This window comes from Zobellia galactanivorans, from assembly GCF_000973105.1.
Taxonomy (GTDB): domain Bacteria; phylum Bacteroidota; class Bacteroidia; order Flavobacteriales; family Flavobacteriaceae; genus Zobellia; species Zobellia galactanivorans.
The window spans coordinates 4404484-4420914 of sequence record NC_015844.1 but is presented as its reverse complement, the minus strand read 5'-3'; the positions used below and the strand labels follow the sequence as shown (position 1 = coordinate 4420914).

Below are 16431 nucleotides of genomic sequence, written 5' to 3'. Positions count from 1 at the left end.
ATACATCCATCCCAATTGCAAATTGAACGGATAATTAATTCTAGCCAATAGAAATAATGTATCTTAGCAATCCGAAATTCAGCAATGGACCCCTATTGATATTTTCTCCTTTGCATTCCATTTTAAGTTATTTACTATGTTTAGCATTCTCACCCCTACATATAATCGAGCCGATGTGATTGATAGGGTTTATTATTCACTAAAAAAACAAACCCTAAAAGATTTTGAGTGGATTATAATCGATGATGCAGGAACAGACCACACCTCCGAACTTGTTCGAAAGTGGCAAGAAGAACCTGGCCAATTTAACATTACCTATCACAAACTAGAAACTAATATGGGGAAAGCTCCGGCGGTCAATTATGGTTTGAGCCTATGTTCGCGACCAATTACTATAATTGCCGACGATGACGACACATTTATATCTACGACTTTAGAAGATTTAAAACAAGTATGGGATACGGTGAACAAAACCGAAAACGGACACAAAATTGCAGCAGTTTGGACCTTAGTCCAAGATGAAGACAACAAAATAATAGGCGAAAAATACCCCTCTGATTTTTGGCAAGTGAATTTTAAGCAAAGAGTATTGGAACGTAACGCTCCCCCGCTTGGAGAAAAATGGCACAGTTGGCGCACCAAAGTTCTGAAAGAATACAAAATGCATTACAATCCTAATTCCCATATAGGTCCGGGTGTTACTTGGAACATAATTAATAAGGACTATGATTTTTTATGCCTTAACATGGTTCATCGCACCTATTGGTATACCAAGGATGGCATTATTCAACAAAAAAAGTCAAGACTTAAGGTAGAAAAACGAAACTACTATTCGTCATACTACCAATTAGAAAAAGTTAACACATACCTAATATTAAGAGAACCCTATTATAGAAAAGTCGCTTTTAATTATATTAAAGCTCGTTTTTTTTATAAAGACAAAACAACGCGATTAGGTAATCTTCGTTTTTTAGCATGTGCAATCGCATTTTGTATTACATTACCTAAAAGAATATTAATGCATATCTAATGTAACAACTACATCTTCGTATTGATAAGTTTCTGCTTTTGCTAGATTTAAATGCGCATGCTCACAACAGCGATTATATGGCCAAAAAAAAAATTTCCTTTGTTATTTACAGCCTTAATTCCGGAGGTGCCGAAAGGGTTATAACTGAATTGGCAAACAGTTTTGTTCATGATTTTGACGTTTTTATTATTACTTTGGTTAAGACCGAACCATTTTACAAACTCAATCCCGAAGTAAACCTGTTGTATTGTTCCGAAAACATTAAAAACCACACAACTCCCCTCAAATCAATTATTGACGGGGTATCTAGAATTAGAACCCTTACCAAGATTATAAAAAAGAATAATATTAGTCTTGTTATTGGATTTATGACCACCTCTAACATCTATGCTATATGGGCTGCTAAATTATGCCGTATATCATGCATCGTTAGTGAACGCGCTAATCATAGTATTTATAAGTTACCTAGATTACAGGCATTAGTAAGAGATATAAGCTATAAACTATGCAATTATTTAGTGGTACAAACAGACGCTAACAAGCGATTCTACTCAACAAAGCTTTCGAGTTCAAAAATAATAGTGATTCCCAACCCTATTGCACCAGCACTTTCAACTAAAAGAAACCTGCAGCTAAATAAACCCAAAGACAACATTATTCTTAATGTGGGTAGTTTTAAAAAAGGAAAAGCGCAAGAATTGTTGATATCTGCCTTTTCCAACATTGACAATGAAGGGTGGCAAGTTATTTTTGTGGGGGATGGACCTACTAAACAAAAAAATTTAGATCTCACTAAACAACTTAAACTAGAAAATAGAATAAGCTTTGTTGGAAAACAACAAAATGTTCACGAATTTTACAACAACGCGTCCTTATTTGTTTTCACTTCTGAACATGAAGGATTCCCTAATGCGCTATTGGAAGCCTTATATTTTGGAATCCCAACTATATCAACCAATTGTGAGCATGGTCCTTCTGAGCTAATTACAAATGGAGAAAACGGCTTTCTGATTCCAGTAGGAGACCAAAAAGCCCTAGAACAAAAAATAACTACGTTGATAAATGACAAAAAAATTCAAAAGGAGTTTCAATCCAAATCTATGATTTCTACGAAAAAGTATCAAATTGAAAACATTGTAGAAGAGTGGCGAAGGTACATTGATAAATTAATTTAGAGCTATGATAACAAAGCATCTATTTTCTTTGAACAAAGTTTTAAAATTTAGCATTTTAGGTCTTTTCATGTTAAATATACCAAGCTTTATTCTAACTTATTTAAATCCGGTATTGTCTTCAGCTCTTAGTTATCTATCCTTTGGCCTCCTTATCTTATTTTTTCTAACGAACAGTAGATCCGAAATTAATAAATGGCTTTTAGTTATAGGAGTACTTTACTTTTGTATCGGAAGTCTTTCAGGCCAAACTTACATACCTCCCTTTGATGTTTATCTGATAGAATGGGTCAAGTATTTCATAATAGTAATCTGCGGCAACGAAGTTGTAAAGCGAACAACCACCAAAGAGATGTCTATATTTTTACTTATTGGAGCCTCAAGCATTATTTTACAAATTTTTCTTTTTAATAATCCACTAAAGGACTATGGGAGATATAGCGGTTTCTTTTTAAACCCTAATGCAGGTGGTTTTATATGTATATTAGGCTATGCACTGAGTTATTCTATAAAAAATAGAAAATTTAAATTTTTTGCCCAATGGACTTTTACATTAATGGGCTTATTAACTTTTTCCAGAACTTTTATATTACTTTGGGTAATTATTAATTTAATTTCAATTAAACTCTCCATAAAAAATGCAAATAAGCTGCTTTTAGGGGCTGGATTATTATTTACACTCGTGGCCTACAACTCTTTTTTACCTGTGAAAAACCAAAGATTAACACAACTAGCAGGAACAATAAGTGGGGATTCCAATGCTGCGAGAGATCTAAATGAAGGATCAAGAACAGAGACATGGGCAAAGTTCTATGAATTTGTACTTGACAAACCCCTTTTTGGCAATGGTTCCGGATCTTTTGGAGGGGGTGGCTTAGGGGGGTTTTTAGGAGCCCATAATTCCTATTTAAAACTCATAGGAGAGGCTGGTATTATCCCTTTTTTGCTTCTAGTTTTTTATTTTATTTATTTAATTAAGAATGGTTATCATTTATTTGACCATGCCCCTTATTTGTTTTTTATGGCAATTGCCCTGGCCAGTATATTAATGACCAACCATAGCTTTTTCAAAAATGGATATCTCTTATTTAGCGCTTTGTGGATATATGCTCAAATTAATCTCTTAAAGCGACAAAAAATAATAGAACCAGTCAACAATATGAATGCTAGAAAGACATCGTTGGAGTAAATACAACTTGGTTTTAACATAAAGTTAGATACAAAAAAAACACCATCGTAACTAAACATCAAATAGATACCTCTATTAGGGTTTTATATTTTAAGATTAAAAAAATCGAAATATGTCTAAAATTATATGTGCTCATTTCAAAAACCCTAACAGTAAAAATACTGAGAAAAAGCTCATTTCAATCTGCAAGAAAATAGCACCCAATAATATAACCCCAAACCCCACAAAAATACTCTACAGTAAATCTGGCATTTCTGCAATAATGAACCCAATGAAAACCTTGTCAATATTCGGAGACAATATCCTTTTGGGTAATGCCTTCTCCGGGACAGATAAGCCATGGCATTCATGTGATGTAAATGAATTGGATGGTTCTTTTGCTATATTTAGAAATACCCCTGAAACAAGTGAATGTATTACGGATTCCGTAGCTACAAGAACCATTTGGTATTATTTTGACTCCCATACTTTTTTGGCTTCTACATCGCAAAGAGCTATTATTCTTTTTTTAGAAAGTTTTGAGTTCAATGACCAATGTATCCCATGGATGTTATCTACAGGGTCATTAGGTCCCGTTCATTCTTGGGACAAACGCATTAATAGAATACCTCCATATAGCAGTCTCACTTTAGACAAAAAAAAATGGACGATTAAAATCAATACAAAACCTATTTTTTTCAAATCATCAAAAAAAACACGTTCGTTTTACAAAAAACAGTTTTACACTGTAATAACCAATACGATAAAAAATAGTAAAATTGATTTAAGCAAATGGACGCTTCCTTTATCTGGTGGATATGACAGTAGAGGTCTCCTTTTTTTCCTACTAAAATCAAGCGATAAAAAGCCAAAAACTATAACTTGGGGACTAAAGTCATCAAGGTTTAAAGAAAAAAATGACGCATTCATTGCTAAGGAAGTTGCCAAAGCTTTGAATGTTTCAAATAAATATTATCACACTGACCTTAGTAATAAAGAATCTACAGAAGATATATTTAACAGGTTTATTCTAAATGGAGAAGGTCGAGTTGATCATATTGGAGGCTATATGGACGGTTTTCACATTTGGAAAACTTTGTTCGAGAACAATGTCGAAGGAACCATTAGGGGCGATGTTGGATTCGGTCTATCCAGAAGTGTCTCAAGTGAGATTAATGTGAGGTACGCTATTGGTATGGCAACATGTTCTGATTATATAAATCTAAATACATATTGTAAACAATATAATCTCCCCTTTGAACAAATTCCATCACATTTAAATAAAAAAGCCAATGAAACATTAGAAGAGTGGAGAGATAGACTGTACCACCAATTCAGAATTCCCACTATTTTAGCGGCACTATCAGACCTTAAATTGGGATACGTTGAACAAGCTACTCCCTTTTTATCCAATAAAATCCTTGAACTAGCAAGAAGTACACCTGATAACTTAAGAACGAAAAAAAAGCTGTTTAAAGAAATCGTTAACTCTTTTGAACCAAAATTAGAATATGCTACACAAGGAGCTAACGAAAATTACACCAGCACTTTAAAAAAACAAGAGGTAGTTGAAGTATTAAAAGCGATGTTAGTTTCTAGCGACGCAAAAAAAATATTCCCAACACCCTTCTTAGATAAGATAGAGAAAAGTATGAAAACGGAGGCTAGGCTTAATGGAACAAAAACAAGTAAAAAAGATTCGATGATCTTATATGCAAAGAAAATAACCCCGAATTTCGTTAAGAAAATGATTGCAATAAAACAACCCTACCTCTCATTAGATAATAATTTATTGGCATTTCGTATCTATATCATCACCTATATGTTTCGTTTACTACATTCAGAAGTTAAGGAGCTCTAAAAAATCCAGGTAGATACACAACAATATATAGGACTCCATCTAGTTATAAAGGGGATTAACAGTAGGTTTATAAATCATTTAACAGTAATCAACAATATGTGCGGAATATATGGCTCTACAATAAATTATAGTGAAGATAAGGTCAAGGCAAAACTGGCTATTACATCTTATAGGGGACCAGACCAAATGGGATGGCAGAATTACAACTACTCTAAAGGAAATATTATTTTTGGTCATAACCGATTATCCATCATAGACCTTGACCCTAGATCGAACCAACCTATGGCTTACGCCGAAAAGGTGCATATTGTTTTTAATGGAGAAATCTATAATTTTAAAACCTTAAAGCAAAATTTAGAAAAAAAAGGATATTCTTTTACCACCACCAGTGATACCGAAGTTATTTGTGCGGCCTATCTAGAATACGGGGAAGAATGTGCCTCTCATTTAAATGGAATGTTCGCTTTTGTAATCTACGACATTGAAAATCAAATACTTTTCGGCGCAAAAGATCGCCTAGGACAAAAACCTTTTTATTATTATTTAAACGGAGAACAGTTTGAATTTGCAAGCCAAATTTCCTCTATCCAACTCTTTCACAATAAACTTAGTATTTCAGAAAAATCGATTCAGGAATATTTTACATGGAATTCCGTCCCCTCCCCTAGCTCCATTTTTAATGAAATAAAAAAATTGGAAGATGGTCATTCCTTCACCTATAACTTAAGTAATTCCGATTTTAAAACACAGCAATATTGGGACATTGATCTTTCGAACAAGGGCGGATTCAATGGTGATTTTCAGAGGGCACAAAATCAATTGGAGGAATTATTAACCGATGCCGTAGGAATTAGATTGGTTGCCGATGTCCCCGTTGGTGTTTTTCTTTCAGGAGGAGTCGATTCATCTCTTATTGCCGCTATGGCCTCAAAAGTTAGCACAGAAAAAGTCAAGACTTTTTCTGTAAAATTCAATGAAAAAAGATTTGACGAAAGCACCTATGCCCAACAAGTGGCCGACCATCTACGCACTGACCATCATATTATAGAGTGTGATTATAATGAAGGTATTGCCTTAATCGATAATTTTTGCGACTATTACGACGAACCCTTTGCTGATCCTTCGGCAATACCCTCAATGTTACTTGCCAAACATACCAAGCAGAAAGTTACCGTAGCCCTTTCAGGAGATGGAGGTGATGAAGGTTTTTTAGGATACCCACGCTATCAATGGGCAAAAGCGAATAAAAAAATTTATAAGCTTCCTTTATTTACTCGAAAAATAGCAGCAACTCTTTTGAATCTTTCCCCTTTCAAAAACAATCGTTTAGAAGCCTTATCTCACTACATTCGATTAAACAGTATAGAAAACGCATACCTCAGATCTATGACCAATTCGGAGGCTTCATGGTTTGAACCAACTTATGAAACCTTAAAAATTAAAGAACTCAAGTACCTTTTTCATACTCAAAAGAACATTTATGAAAGAATTTCAGATTTTGATTTAAAAACTTACTTGCCGTGGGACATTAACACCAAAGTAGATCGTGCAAGTATGGCGTATTCTTTAGAAACACGCTCCCCTCTTCTAGACTATCGAGTTATAGAATTTGCACAATCGCTTCCTACCAACTATAAATTTGACGGGGATAATCAAAAACGAATACTTAAAGAGGTTTTATATTCCCATGTACCAAAACATATTTTCGACAGACCCAAATCAGGGTTCGGCGTACCATTAAGCCTTTGGTTTAAAAATGAACTTAAGGACTACGTATTATCTGAATTATCTTATGACAACTTAAAAGACATTCCATGTATCAAGCCAGAAGGCGCTCAGAAATTAATCGACCAACATATGAGCGGTCAATGGGATAATTATAAGATAATATGGAAGTTGTTGGTTTTAAAACAGTGGCTATCTAGAAATGGTGATGGTTTCTCAATAAAATAGATGATTAGGGAGGAGGGGGCGATGAACTCCTCGTTACAGTGATTTAAGTATAAGGCTATTTCTAAATTAGCTCACATAACAATTATGTTAAATGAATTCCCAAAAAAAAATATCCATTGTTTTTATGATTCCAACACTTTCTACGGGAGGAGCAGAACGGGTCATTTCATTCATTTCCCAAAATTTGGATTCTAAATTATTTCAAAGTCAACTTCTTGTTATAGACAAAAAGGAAAATTCTACTTTCAATATAGAGAAAATACCAGTAACCTACTTAAACAAAACAAGGGTTTTACATGCTGCCCCACAAATAATACATTTTTTATATAAACAAAAACCTGATATTGTTTTTAGCTCCATTGGCCACCTAAACACTCTTATTGGTATATTGTCCCCCCTGTTTAAAAATATAAAATTTGTAATACGTGAAGCTAGCGTGGTTAGTGTAATGCAAAAATTTTCTGCAAAAAAAAGCATAGGTAAAAATTTTCTTTCTAAATGGGCTTTTAGTAATGTCGATAAAGTTGTATGCCAATCAATTGATATGGCGAACGATTTTAAAAATTTGTACGATTTAAATGATACAAATATTGTTATAATCGGTAATCCTATTACGTCTGGCCAGCCCGCATCTATAAAAAAGAAAAAAACACCTTCTAATACGAAAAAGTTTATTACGGTTGGACGGTTAAGTAAAGAAAAAGGGCATCATCGTGTTTTGAATGTTTTAGCTAGATTAGAACGGGAGTTTTCATACTTAATTATTGGTGATGGCCCCGAACGAGCCAATCTGATTGAACAAATGGATAGATTAGGGCTATCTGATAAAATCACCCACATTCCCTACACCGATAATGTTAATTATTATTTATCTGAAAACGACTTGTATTTACAAGGTTCTTATGTCGAAGGTTTCCCAAATGCCGTTTTAGAAAGTTGTGCGGCAGGCACCCCGGTTTTAGCGTTTGCTGCTCCTGGAGGCACCAATGAAATTCTTGAACATAATATAAATGGTTTTATAGTAGAAAACGAAGAGGCCTTTCTGAAATGTCTTTGCTCTGACAAAGAATGGAACCACGAGTTCATTCAAAATTCAGTTTATTCAAAATTTAGCGCACAAATCATTTTGGAAAAGTATCAAAACCTCTTTACTTCACTATGCTAAATCTTTACTTTTTTGATTACCTACAATATAAATATGATTGACCTGTTTATATAGATGTCGTAATATTCTGTATTGTTTAATAATTACAACTACACTTTTTACAAATCTGGAATTAATCTAACATGCCTTAAATGGTTTAGTTTAAATTTGTTTTTCAAAAGATTCAATTTATGTGCGGAATATACGGGACTACTATACCTTATAAAGAGCAAGAGGTAAGAGAAAAATTAAAAAGAACAAGCTTCCGAGGCCCTGATCAAATGGGGCTAAAAACCTACCAAAGTATACTGGGGAAAATCACATTCGGACATAACCGTCTATCGATTATAGATCTTGACTCTAGATCAAATCAACCTTTAGAATATGCTAAAAATATACATATAGTATTCAATGGTGAAATTTATAATTTTAAAGAAATAAGAGAAATCCTTAAGAAAAAAGGACATTCGTTTTCTACAACAAGTGACACAGAAGTTATTTGTGCCGCTTATTTAGAATACGGGGAAGAATGTGTCAAACATTTTAACGGAATGTTTGCCTTCGTTATTTTTGATGCAACCAAACAATTGTTGTTCGGAGCGAAAGACCGCATGGGGCAAAAACCTTTTTATTATTATTTAAATGGAAAAGATTTTGAATTTTCCAGTCAAATTTCGTCTATAGCACTGTTTAATACGAATCTAACAATCTCCAGAAATAGCATTCAAGAATATTTAGCATGGAGCTCTGTTCCTAGTCCCCATTCCATATTTAATGAGATAAAAAAATTGGAAGATGGTCACTCTTTTACATTTGACCTTCAAAACGGAGTGTTTAAAGAAAAACAATATTGGGATATTGATTACTTAAACCCACCAAACTATAAAGGGTCATTTTTATCAGCTCAAGACCATCTAGAAGAACTATTGAGTGATGCTACTAGAATTAGACTCTTCGCAGATGTGCCTGTCGGGGTATTTTTATCTGGCGGGGTAGATTCCTCTTTAATTGCGGCGTTAGCTACGAAAAGTACTTCAAAAAAAATAAAAACATTCTGTGTTAGATTTAATGAAAAAGGTTTTAACGAGAGTCATTATGCTCAACAAGTTGCTGACCACCTAGACACTGAACACGAGGTAATAGACTGTGATTACAAAGAAGGTATTGACCTGTTGGATAATTTCTCGTTTTATTATGACGAGCCATTTGCCGATGCTTCCGCCGTACCCTCAATGCTATTAGCAAAACATACAAAAAAACAGGTTACGGTAGCTCTATCAGGTGATGGTGGGGATGAAGGCTTTTTGGGATATCATCGATATAATTGGATAGATAAAATAAACATTTTTATGAAGTTTCCCTATCCAATTCGCAAACAAATGACAAAATTAATAACTTCAGTACCTAATTATCGCTTTAAAGTTGCTGCAAATGTAATTGATTCTAAAGACATTGAAGAAGCTTACCTAAAAACGGTTTTCTCCCCTGATCAATCATGGATGAGTACTCCAAATTCAAACCCTGAGTTTGAAGAGCTTAAATATTTAATGCATAACAACAAAAACATTTATGAACGCGCTGCTAATTTCGATATTAAGACTTATCTAAATTGGGACATTAATCAAAAAGTCGATCGAGCTAGCATGGCTTATTCTTTGGAAACAAGATCTCCATTTCTTGATTATAGGATTATGGAATTTGCTCAAACACTTCCAACCTCATTTAAATATAAATCAGGAAATCAAAAAAGAATTTTAAAAGAAATATTATACAAGCACGTACCTAAATCAATTTTTGACAGGCCAAAAGCTGGATTTGCCATGCCTTTTAAAGTTTGGTTCCGGGAAGATTTAAAAGAATTTGTGCTTGATCAACTTTCTTTAGAAAACCTAAACTCCATACCCGGAATAAAACCCGAAGTTATTTCTTCAATGATTGAAAGTCATATGAATGGTTCTTGGAATCATTACCCCCTTATTTGGAAACTCTTAGTACTTAAACAATGGCTAGACAAAAACGGAAAGGGTTTTTCTATACAATAGCCAGATTACATCTAAAAAAAGAATGAACGTAACCCTTTTTATATATTCCATGGCCGGTGGTGGTGCCGAACGAGTAGTTTCCTATCTACTACCCTACCTAAAAGAACAAGGATTTTCCGTTCATTTGGTGCTTATGAACGACACTATCAGTTATGACATTCCCAAAGACATTAATATCCATTATTTAGAAAGGTCAAAGGGCGATGAAAATGGAATAATCAAACTACTAAAACTACCTTTTTTAGCTTTTAAATATGCTAGACTACTGAAAAAATTAAATGTTAGCCATTCGTTTAGCTTGCTTACACGACCAAACTACATTAACACTTTATCGCAATTATTTACTTCGTTTCGCCCCAAAATCATTATAAGTGAACGATCTTTTCCCAGTCTACAATACGGTTATGGGAATTTTCAATCAAAAGTGAATAATTGGCTTATCTCCAAGTTGTATCCGAAAGCCGATTATATTCTTTGCAATTCTCAAGGAAATGCAAACGATTTAATAACAAATTATGGTATTGATTCAAATATAACCGATGTTATTTATAACCCAGTCGACATTGAGAATATTACAAACAGGCAAGCAGCTAACTCGTTTTTCGACCCCCACTATTTCAACATGATTACGGTGGGGAGACTTGATACCGGTAAAAACCATGAACTTTTGATTCGTGCCCTACAAAATCTGCCCCAGGCCAGGTTATATATTTTGGGCTCGGGAGTACTATCGGAATATTTAACCGAACTCGCAAAAGAATTGAGATTACAAGACCGCGTATTCTTCCTTGGCTTTGACAACAACCCTTATCAATACTTAAAAGCGGCCGATTTATTTGTTTTCGGCTCCAATCACGAAGGCTTTCCTAATGTTCTCTTAGAAGCCATGTGCTGCGGGCTACCTATTTTGACTACAAATTGTAAATCCGGCCCTAGTGAGATCATGAAGCTCGAAGAAGCCCATGATGAAGATATAATGAAAACACCTTACGGGATTTTAACTCCGGTCGGTGATGTTGACCTTATGGCCAAGGGCATGACGTTTTTCTTAGAAAACCCCCAATACCTAAACGATTGCAAAACCAAGGTTCTTGAACGAATAAAAGATTTTAGCAAAGAAGGCATTCTAAAAGCCTACGAATTAGCTTTGTCCAAACAATAAAAACCCGAACCTTTAGTTTTGCTAGATAGAACACCTCCTTACATAGGTTATGAAAAGAAAACTATTTAGAATTGCCGCTGCCCCAGGTTCCCTTGCCGTTCTACTCAACGGCCAGTTACGTTATATGAACGATTTTTTTGACGTAACAGGTGTAGCTTCTGAAGGTTCACAGCACCAAACGATAAGGGACAGTGAAGGTATTCGTACGGTAGTTGTCAATATTGACCGAAAAATAAATCTTTGGGCCGATATCGTATCCCTATACAAGTTGTTCGTTCTTTTTAAAAAGGAAAAGCCCGATATCATTCATTCCATCACCCCTAAAGCGGGACTGTTGAGCATGGTTGCCGGTTACCTGGCCGGGGTCCCTTATCGCCTGCATACCTTTACGGGCCTGGTTTTCCCTACCCAACAAGGTCTAATAAAGCATATGCTTATCTTCTTCGACCGCATCATCTGTTTTTGTGCGACCCATATTTATCCAGAGGGAAGGGGGGTAAAGAAGGATCTTACTGCATACAAAATCACCCGTAAACCTTTAAAGATTATTGGTCACGGGAATGTGAACGGTATTGATTTAGACCACTTCGACCCTATGCTCTATCCTAGCAATATTCAAAAGGAAATAAGGAAAAATCTACATATCGACGAATCTGATTTTATATGGTCTTTTGTGGGCCGAATTGGGTTTGATAAAGGGATAGAGGAAATGATCACTTCCTTTGTTCAAGTACAAAAAGAATCAAAAAACTCTAAATTATTGCTCGTGGGGCCTTACGAAAAGGATATGGACCCCTTGCCCCCATCCATAGAAAAGGAAATTGAAGAAAACGAGGGCATTATATCCGTGGGTTGGCAACAAGATGTTAGACCCTATTTTGCCATTTCGAACGTATTCGTATTTCCCAGTTACAGAGAGGGATTCCCAAATGTACTTCTCCAAGCCGGCGCTATGGGCAAATACAGTATCGTTACCAATATTAATGGTTCTAATGAAATTATCGAAGACGGAATAAATGGTACGATTATACCCGTAAAGAACAGCGATGCCCTAACCCATGCCATGCTAAACTGCTTAAATACCCCATCCGACTACTTCGGTTCCAATCCAAAATACAGACAACTGATTTCCGAAAAATATAGCCAACAGTTCGTTTGGTCGGAGCAGCTCAAAGAATACCGATTGCTCAAGTAGGCCCGAACGCCCCCTATGGGTTAGCATAACCAAAAGTATGGGTTTCCTCCCTTTCGTCTTATTACAACAGACATCGATATGCAGCAAACTACCTTGGGGCAAGCCCTCAAGGCATTAAAAGGAATACTCCTTGATTTCGAGGCAAGCCTCGGAGCATTTCATCTCGATTATCGAGTAAACTTGCATTTTAACAAAAATGCAAGTACTTGGTCTATAACCAAAATTTATAAGGCGTTTTTATCTGTATTTTGCAAGGGTTATTAGACGCTTCATGATTTACCGTTATTTTTTTAAAAGACTAATCGATTTTATAATGGCATTGTCAATTTTGACTTTGGCCCTGCCTATCATATTGCTCGTTGTTCTTTTTTTAGGAATCGCTAATCGTGGAAGTATCTTTTTTGTTCAAAAACGCCCTGGAAAAGACGGCAAAATCTTCACCATATTGAAGTTCAAGACCATGAACGACAAAAAAGATGCAAGCGGAAACCTTCTTCCTGACGAAAAAAGACTTACCTCTGCAGGTAAATTCATTAGAAAAACATCCCTTGATGAACTCCCCCAATTATTAAACGTGCTCAAGGGAGATATGAGCCTAATTGGCCCCCGCCCATTATTAGTCTCGTATTTGCCCCTCTACAACGATTATCAGAGGCGAAGGCACGAGGTCAAGCCGGGCATAACGGGATGGGCACAAGTGAACGGGAGAAATGCCATATCTTGGAATAAAAAATTTGAATATGACGTGTGGTATGTTGACCACATCTCTTTCCCCCTCGATCTCAAAATATTGTTTTTGACCGTACTGAAAGTAGTCAAAACCGATGGGATCTCATCCGATACCAGTGCCACAATGGAATTGTTTACAGGAAATAGCGAACTATGCGATTAAGTATTATTATACCGTGTTACAACATGGAACTCTATTTAAGCGAATGCGTCAATAGCTTATTAGACCAGCAAATGACGGATTCCGAATACGAGATTATTATTGTAAACGATGAATCTAAAGATAGAACGTTAGAAATCGCCCAAGAATACGCTTCGCAACACTCTAATATAAAGGTTATCGACAAAAAGAATGCGGGCGTAGGTGCGGCAAGAAATTCGGGATACGACCTCGCTCAAGGGGAATACATTTATTTTCTCGACCCCGATGACTATGTTGCCCAAAATACTTTGCCCATTTTACTCGACCTATGCAAAGCCAACGATTTAGACATCTTGACTTTCGTAAGCAAATCGGTCGTCACCAAACCTTATCCCTATTCTAAAAACATTGATTCCTTTGATGCATCCGCTCAACCTGACATCTGCGACGGCATTACCTATATAGCGAACAAAAAGCACAAAAACGAAATTTGGTGGTATTTGATCAAACGTGATTTTATTCAAAATACCGGAATCCGCTTTATCGAGGGCAAATGGATGGAAGATGCCATTCTTACCTCCGAACTCTTCTGCCAGGCCAAAAGAATGGCCCATGCCGACTTAGACGTACACCGATATCGTATTTTGCCAACATCGGCCATGCGCAATAAAAGTCCGGAACACTACAACAAAGTAATCTACGACAATGCAAATGCAGCCCATGTGTTCAACGAACTAATATCGACCATACCTAGGGAGCATAAAGACGCCGAGGCCTGTATCAAAAGACTTAAAACACGTCAGCAGTCCTTTGTCTTCTTTCTAATGGTTCGCCTGATGAAATCAGATATTCCGGTTTCTGAAATTCCCGCCATGCTCTCGGGTTTTGAAAAAATAGACGCATACCCATTAAAGAAATTTCTAGGGGAAGATTACCACGGGATAGGCTATTCGTGCTTGGTTTTCGTATTTAACAGAAAACCTTTGATCAATCCTTTCATAAAGATGTTCCGATCTTTTTATACTTTAGTACGATGAATATTCTCATATCTTCTGCCGGGAGGCGTGTTTCTCTCGTTAGGGCCTTTCAAAAGGAACTTAAAAAAATATATCCCGAGGCTAAAGTGTATGCATCGGATGCCGACCCAACACTTTCCGGTGCCTGCCAAATAGCCGACGGCTATTTTAAAGTGCCTTTTGTGACCCATGCCGATTATTTCGATGTGTTGATCAGCGAATGTAAAAAACGTGATATCGGCCTGTTGATTCCTACGATTGACACAGAGTTATTACCACTGGCACAAAACAGACTGCTTTTGGAAAAAAACGGGATCGTACCCGTGGTTGCCTCCTCCGATTTCGTCGGAAAATGTAGGGACAAAAGACAAATCCACAAGTTCTTTGAAGCCCATAACGTAGAAGTTGCCAAAGAATATTCAAAAGACAAATATCGCCTTCCACTGTTCATCAAACCTATTGATGGCAGTAGAAGTGTTGACACCTATCTGATCAAGGAGGAGAAAGACCTAACGGACTATCATTTTCAAAATGATAAACTTATGTTCTTAGAATACCTCGATCATGATCAATACAATGAGTTTACCTGCGACCTATACTACGGTAAAGACCATGAACTGAAATGTGTCGTTCCTCGAAAAAGAATCGAAGTAAGGGATGGAGAGGTCTATAAGGCCTTGACCGTGAAGAATCTTCTCGTTGACTACATCAAAAAAAATATGGCTACCGTAAACGGTGCCGTGGGTTGCCTTACAGCCCAGTTTTTCGTCCATAATACGGAAAACAATGTTAGGGCCATAGAGATCAACCCAAGATTTGGTGGTGGCTACCCCCTATCTTATTTGGCAGGTGCCAACTACCCCAAATGGATTATAGAGGAATTCACCCAAGGGAAACAAATTGATCAAGATTTTGATTGTTGGGAAAAAGACCTTCTCATGATCAGATATGACGATGAAATTTTAGTCCATGGATATAAAGGTTGATGAAAAATCCGTCATCGTTTTTGATTTAGACGATACACTCTATAATGAAATCGATTATCTAAGATCTGCTTATTCCGCCATTGCCATGGAACTCGCCCCCAAGCAATGGAAAAAACTTTTTGTACAAATGTTCTCAATGTATCGAAACAAAGAGAACGTGTTCGAATACTTGACCACTACTTTTGGGGTTGAAAAACAAATGCTCATAAACCTTTATCGAAACCACCAACCAGCTATCGTTCCATTCGAAGGGGTTCTACCTTTGTTAAAACACATAAAGGACAAAGGTGGAAAACTGGGTATCATAACCGATGGGAGGAGCAAAACCCAAAGAGCCAAGCTCTCAGCCTTGGCCGTAGTTGACTACTTTGATACCATTGTGATATCGGAAGAACTAGGTTCCGAAAAGCCCGACCAAAAAAACTATCGGGCCATAGAAGAAGCTTTTCCAAATCATCGCTATTGTTACATTGCCGATAATATAAGAAAGGATTTTCTCGCTCCTAATACCCTTGGGTGGGATAGTATCGGGCTCATCGACAATGGCCTGAACATCCACAGCGATGCTTTTCGCTATTTTACCGAAGACCACCTTCCAAAGACCTTCGTTAAAAATATTGGCGAAATTGCAGTTACATAAAATACCATCGCTTTTTTCTTTGATCGTGTTAAAAAGTTGACCTGGGTTTTTTGAAAGTCTATTTCAAAGTGGTAAATTTATGTTAGTAATTATGTAGGTATAATCTGGTTCGGACAACGGATTCCAAAATAATGGAATACACCTAGTTTTAATTAAATTTTTATCAAATGGCTTTAACAAAGAGTTATTTA

At 36.2% G+C, this 16431-nt stretch carries 13 protein-coding genes; all 13 read left to right on the top strand.

What is annotated here, in order from left to right; translation table 11 throughout:
* Nucleotides 1-136 precede the first annotated feature (136 nt).
* The 13 genes from ZOBGAL_RS22865 (at nucleotide 137) to ZOBGAL_RS17675 (ending at nucleotide 16240) form a co-directional block, all read left to right on the top strand.
* Complete coding sequence (locus ZOBGAL_RS22865; RefSeq protein ID WP_013995095.1) at nucleotides 137-1030, top strand: glycosyltransferase family 2 protein; 894 nt, start codon at nucleotides 137-139, stop codon at nucleotides 1028-1030.
* Nucleotides 1031-1107: 77 nt separating this feature from the next.
* Nucleotides 1108-2205: a glycosyltransferase gene (locus ZOBGAL_RS17735; RefSeq protein WP_013995094.1), complete on the top strand. Its 1098-nt coding sequence runs from the start codon at nucleotides 1108-1110 to the stop codon at nucleotides 2203-2205.
* A 28-nt stretch (nucleotides 2206-2233) separates the two neighbouring features.
* Nucleotides 2234-3391, top strand: a complete 1158-nt coding sequence (locus ZOBGAL_RS17730; protein WP_148560732.1) for an O-antigen ligase family protein — start codon at nucleotides 2234-2236, stop codon at nucleotides 3389-3391.
* Nucleotides 3392-3503: 112 nt separating this feature from the next.
* Nucleotides 3504-5231: a hypothetical protein gene (locus ZOBGAL_RS17725; RefSeq protein ID WP_013995092.1), complete on the top strand. Its 1728-nt coding sequence runs from the start codon at nucleotides 3504-3506 to the stop codon at nucleotides 5229-5231.
* A gap of 96 nt (nucleotides 5232-5327) precedes the next feature.
* Nucleotides 5328-7184 carry an asparagine synthase (glutamine-hydrolyzing) gene (gene asnB, locus ZOBGAL_RS17720; protein WP_013995091.1) on the top strand — a complete coding sequence of 619 codons (1857 nt, stop codon included), beginning with the start codon at nucleotides 5328-5330 and terminating at the stop codon, nucleotides 7182-7184.
* A 124-nt stretch (nucleotides 7185-7308) separates the two neighbouring features.
* On the top strand, nucleotides 7309-8349 hold the full coding sequence (locus ZOBGAL_RS17715) for a glycosyltransferase (protein WP_158499747.1): 1041 nt from the start codon (nucleotides 7309-7311) through the stop codon (nucleotides 8347-8349).
* A gap of 170 nt (nucleotides 8350-8519) precedes the next feature.
* Nucleotides 8520-10370, top strand: a complete 1851-nt coding sequence (asnB, locus tag ZOBGAL_RS17710; RefSeq protein WP_013995089.1) for an asparagine synthase (glutamine-hydrolyzing) — start codon at nucleotides 8520-8522, stop codon at nucleotides 10368-10370.
* A gap of 22 nt (nucleotides 10371-10392) precedes the next feature.
* On the top strand, nucleotides 10393-11532 hold the full coding sequence (locus ZOBGAL_RS17705; protein ID WP_013995088.1) for a glycosyltransferase: 1140 nt from the start codon (nucleotides 10393-10395) through the stop codon (nucleotides 11530-11532).
* Between the two features lie 49 nt (nucleotides 11533-11581).
* The gene (locus ZOBGAL_RS17700; RefSeq protein ID WP_013995087.1) at nucleotides 11582-12727 is read left to right on the top strand and encodes a glycosyltransferase; all 1146 of its coding nucleotides are present in this window, start codon (nucleotides 11582-11584) and stop codon (nucleotides 12725-12727) included.
* Nucleotides 12728-13001: 274 nt separating this feature from the next.
* Nucleotides 13002-13619 (top strand): sugar transferase, encoded by a 618-nt coding sequence (locus tag ZOBGAL_RS17690; protein WP_046288049.1) that lies wholly within the window; start codon nucleotides 13002-13004, stop codon nucleotides 13617-13619.
* A complete protein-coding gene (locus ZOBGAL_RS22860; protein WP_013995085.1) occupies nucleotides 13610-14635 on the top strand; it encodes a glycosyltransferase in 1026 nt (341 codons plus the stop codon). Before ZOBGAL_RS17690 ends, ZOBGAL_RS22860 begins: the two co-directional genes overlap by 10 nt.
* Nucleotides 14632-15600 carry an ATP-grasp domain-containing protein gene (locus tag ZOBGAL_RS17680; protein ID WP_013995084.1) on the top strand — a complete coding sequence of 323 codons (969 nt, stop codon included), beginning with the start codon at nucleotides 14632-14634 and terminating at the stop codon, nucleotides 15598-15600. Before ZOBGAL_RS22860 ends, ZOBGAL_RS17680 begins: the two co-directional genes overlap by 4 nt.
* On the top strand, nucleotides 15584-16240 hold the full coding sequence (locus tag ZOBGAL_RS17675) for an HAD family hydrolase (RefSeq protein ID WP_013995083.1): 657 nt from the start codon (nucleotides 15584-15586) through the stop codon (nucleotides 16238-16240). Before ZOBGAL_RS17680 ends, ZOBGAL_RS17675 begins: the two co-directional genes overlap by 17 nt.
* Nucleotides 16241-16431: the final 191 nt, after the last annotated feature.

Bases quoted from the DNA above. Each gene is read 5' to 3' on its own strand.
- ZOBGAL_RS22865 (WP_013995095.1), top strand. From the start codon at position 137: ATGTTTAGCATTCTCACCCCTACATATAATCGAGCCGATGTGATTGAT.
- ZOBGAL_RS17735 (WP_013995094.1), top strand. From the start codon at position 1,108: ATGGCCAAAAAAAAAATTTCCTTTGTTATTTACAGCCTTAATTCCGGA.
- ZOBGAL_RS17725 (WP_013995092.1), top strand. From the start codon at position 3,504: ATGTCTAAAATTATATGTGCTCATTTCAAAAACCCTAACAGTAAAAAT.
- asnB (WP_013995091.1), top strand. From the start codon at position 5,328: ATGTGCGGAATATATGGCTCTACAATAAATTATAGTGAAGATAAGGTC.
- ZOBGAL_RS17715 (WP_158499747.1), top strand. From the start codon at position 7,309: ATGATTCCAACACTTTCTACGGGAGGAGCAGAACGGGTCATTTCATTC.
- asnB (WP_013995089.1), top strand. From the start codon at position 8,520: ATGTGCGGAATATACGGGACTACTATACCTTATAAAGAGCAAGAGGTA.
- ZOBGAL_RS17705 (WP_013995088.1), top strand. From the start codon at position 10,393: ATGAACGTAACCCTTTTTATATATTCCATGGCCGGTGGTGGTGCCGAA.
- ZOBGAL_RS17700 (WP_013995087.1), top strand. From the start codon at position 11,582: ATGAAAAGAAAACTATTTAGAATTGCCGCTGCCCCAGGTTCCCTTGCC.
- ZOBGAL_RS22860 (WP_013995085.1), top strand. From the start codon at position 13,610: ATGCGATTAAGTATTATTATACCGTGTTACAACATGGAACTCTATTTA.
- ZOBGAL_RS17680 (WP_013995084.1), top strand. From the start codon at position 14,632: ATGAATATTCTCATATCTTCTGCCGGGAGGCGTGTTTCTCTCGTTAGG.
- ZOBGAL_RS17675 (WP_013995083.1), top strand. From the start codon at position 15,584: ATGGATATAAAGGTTGATGAAAAATCCGTCATCGTTTTTGATTTAGAC.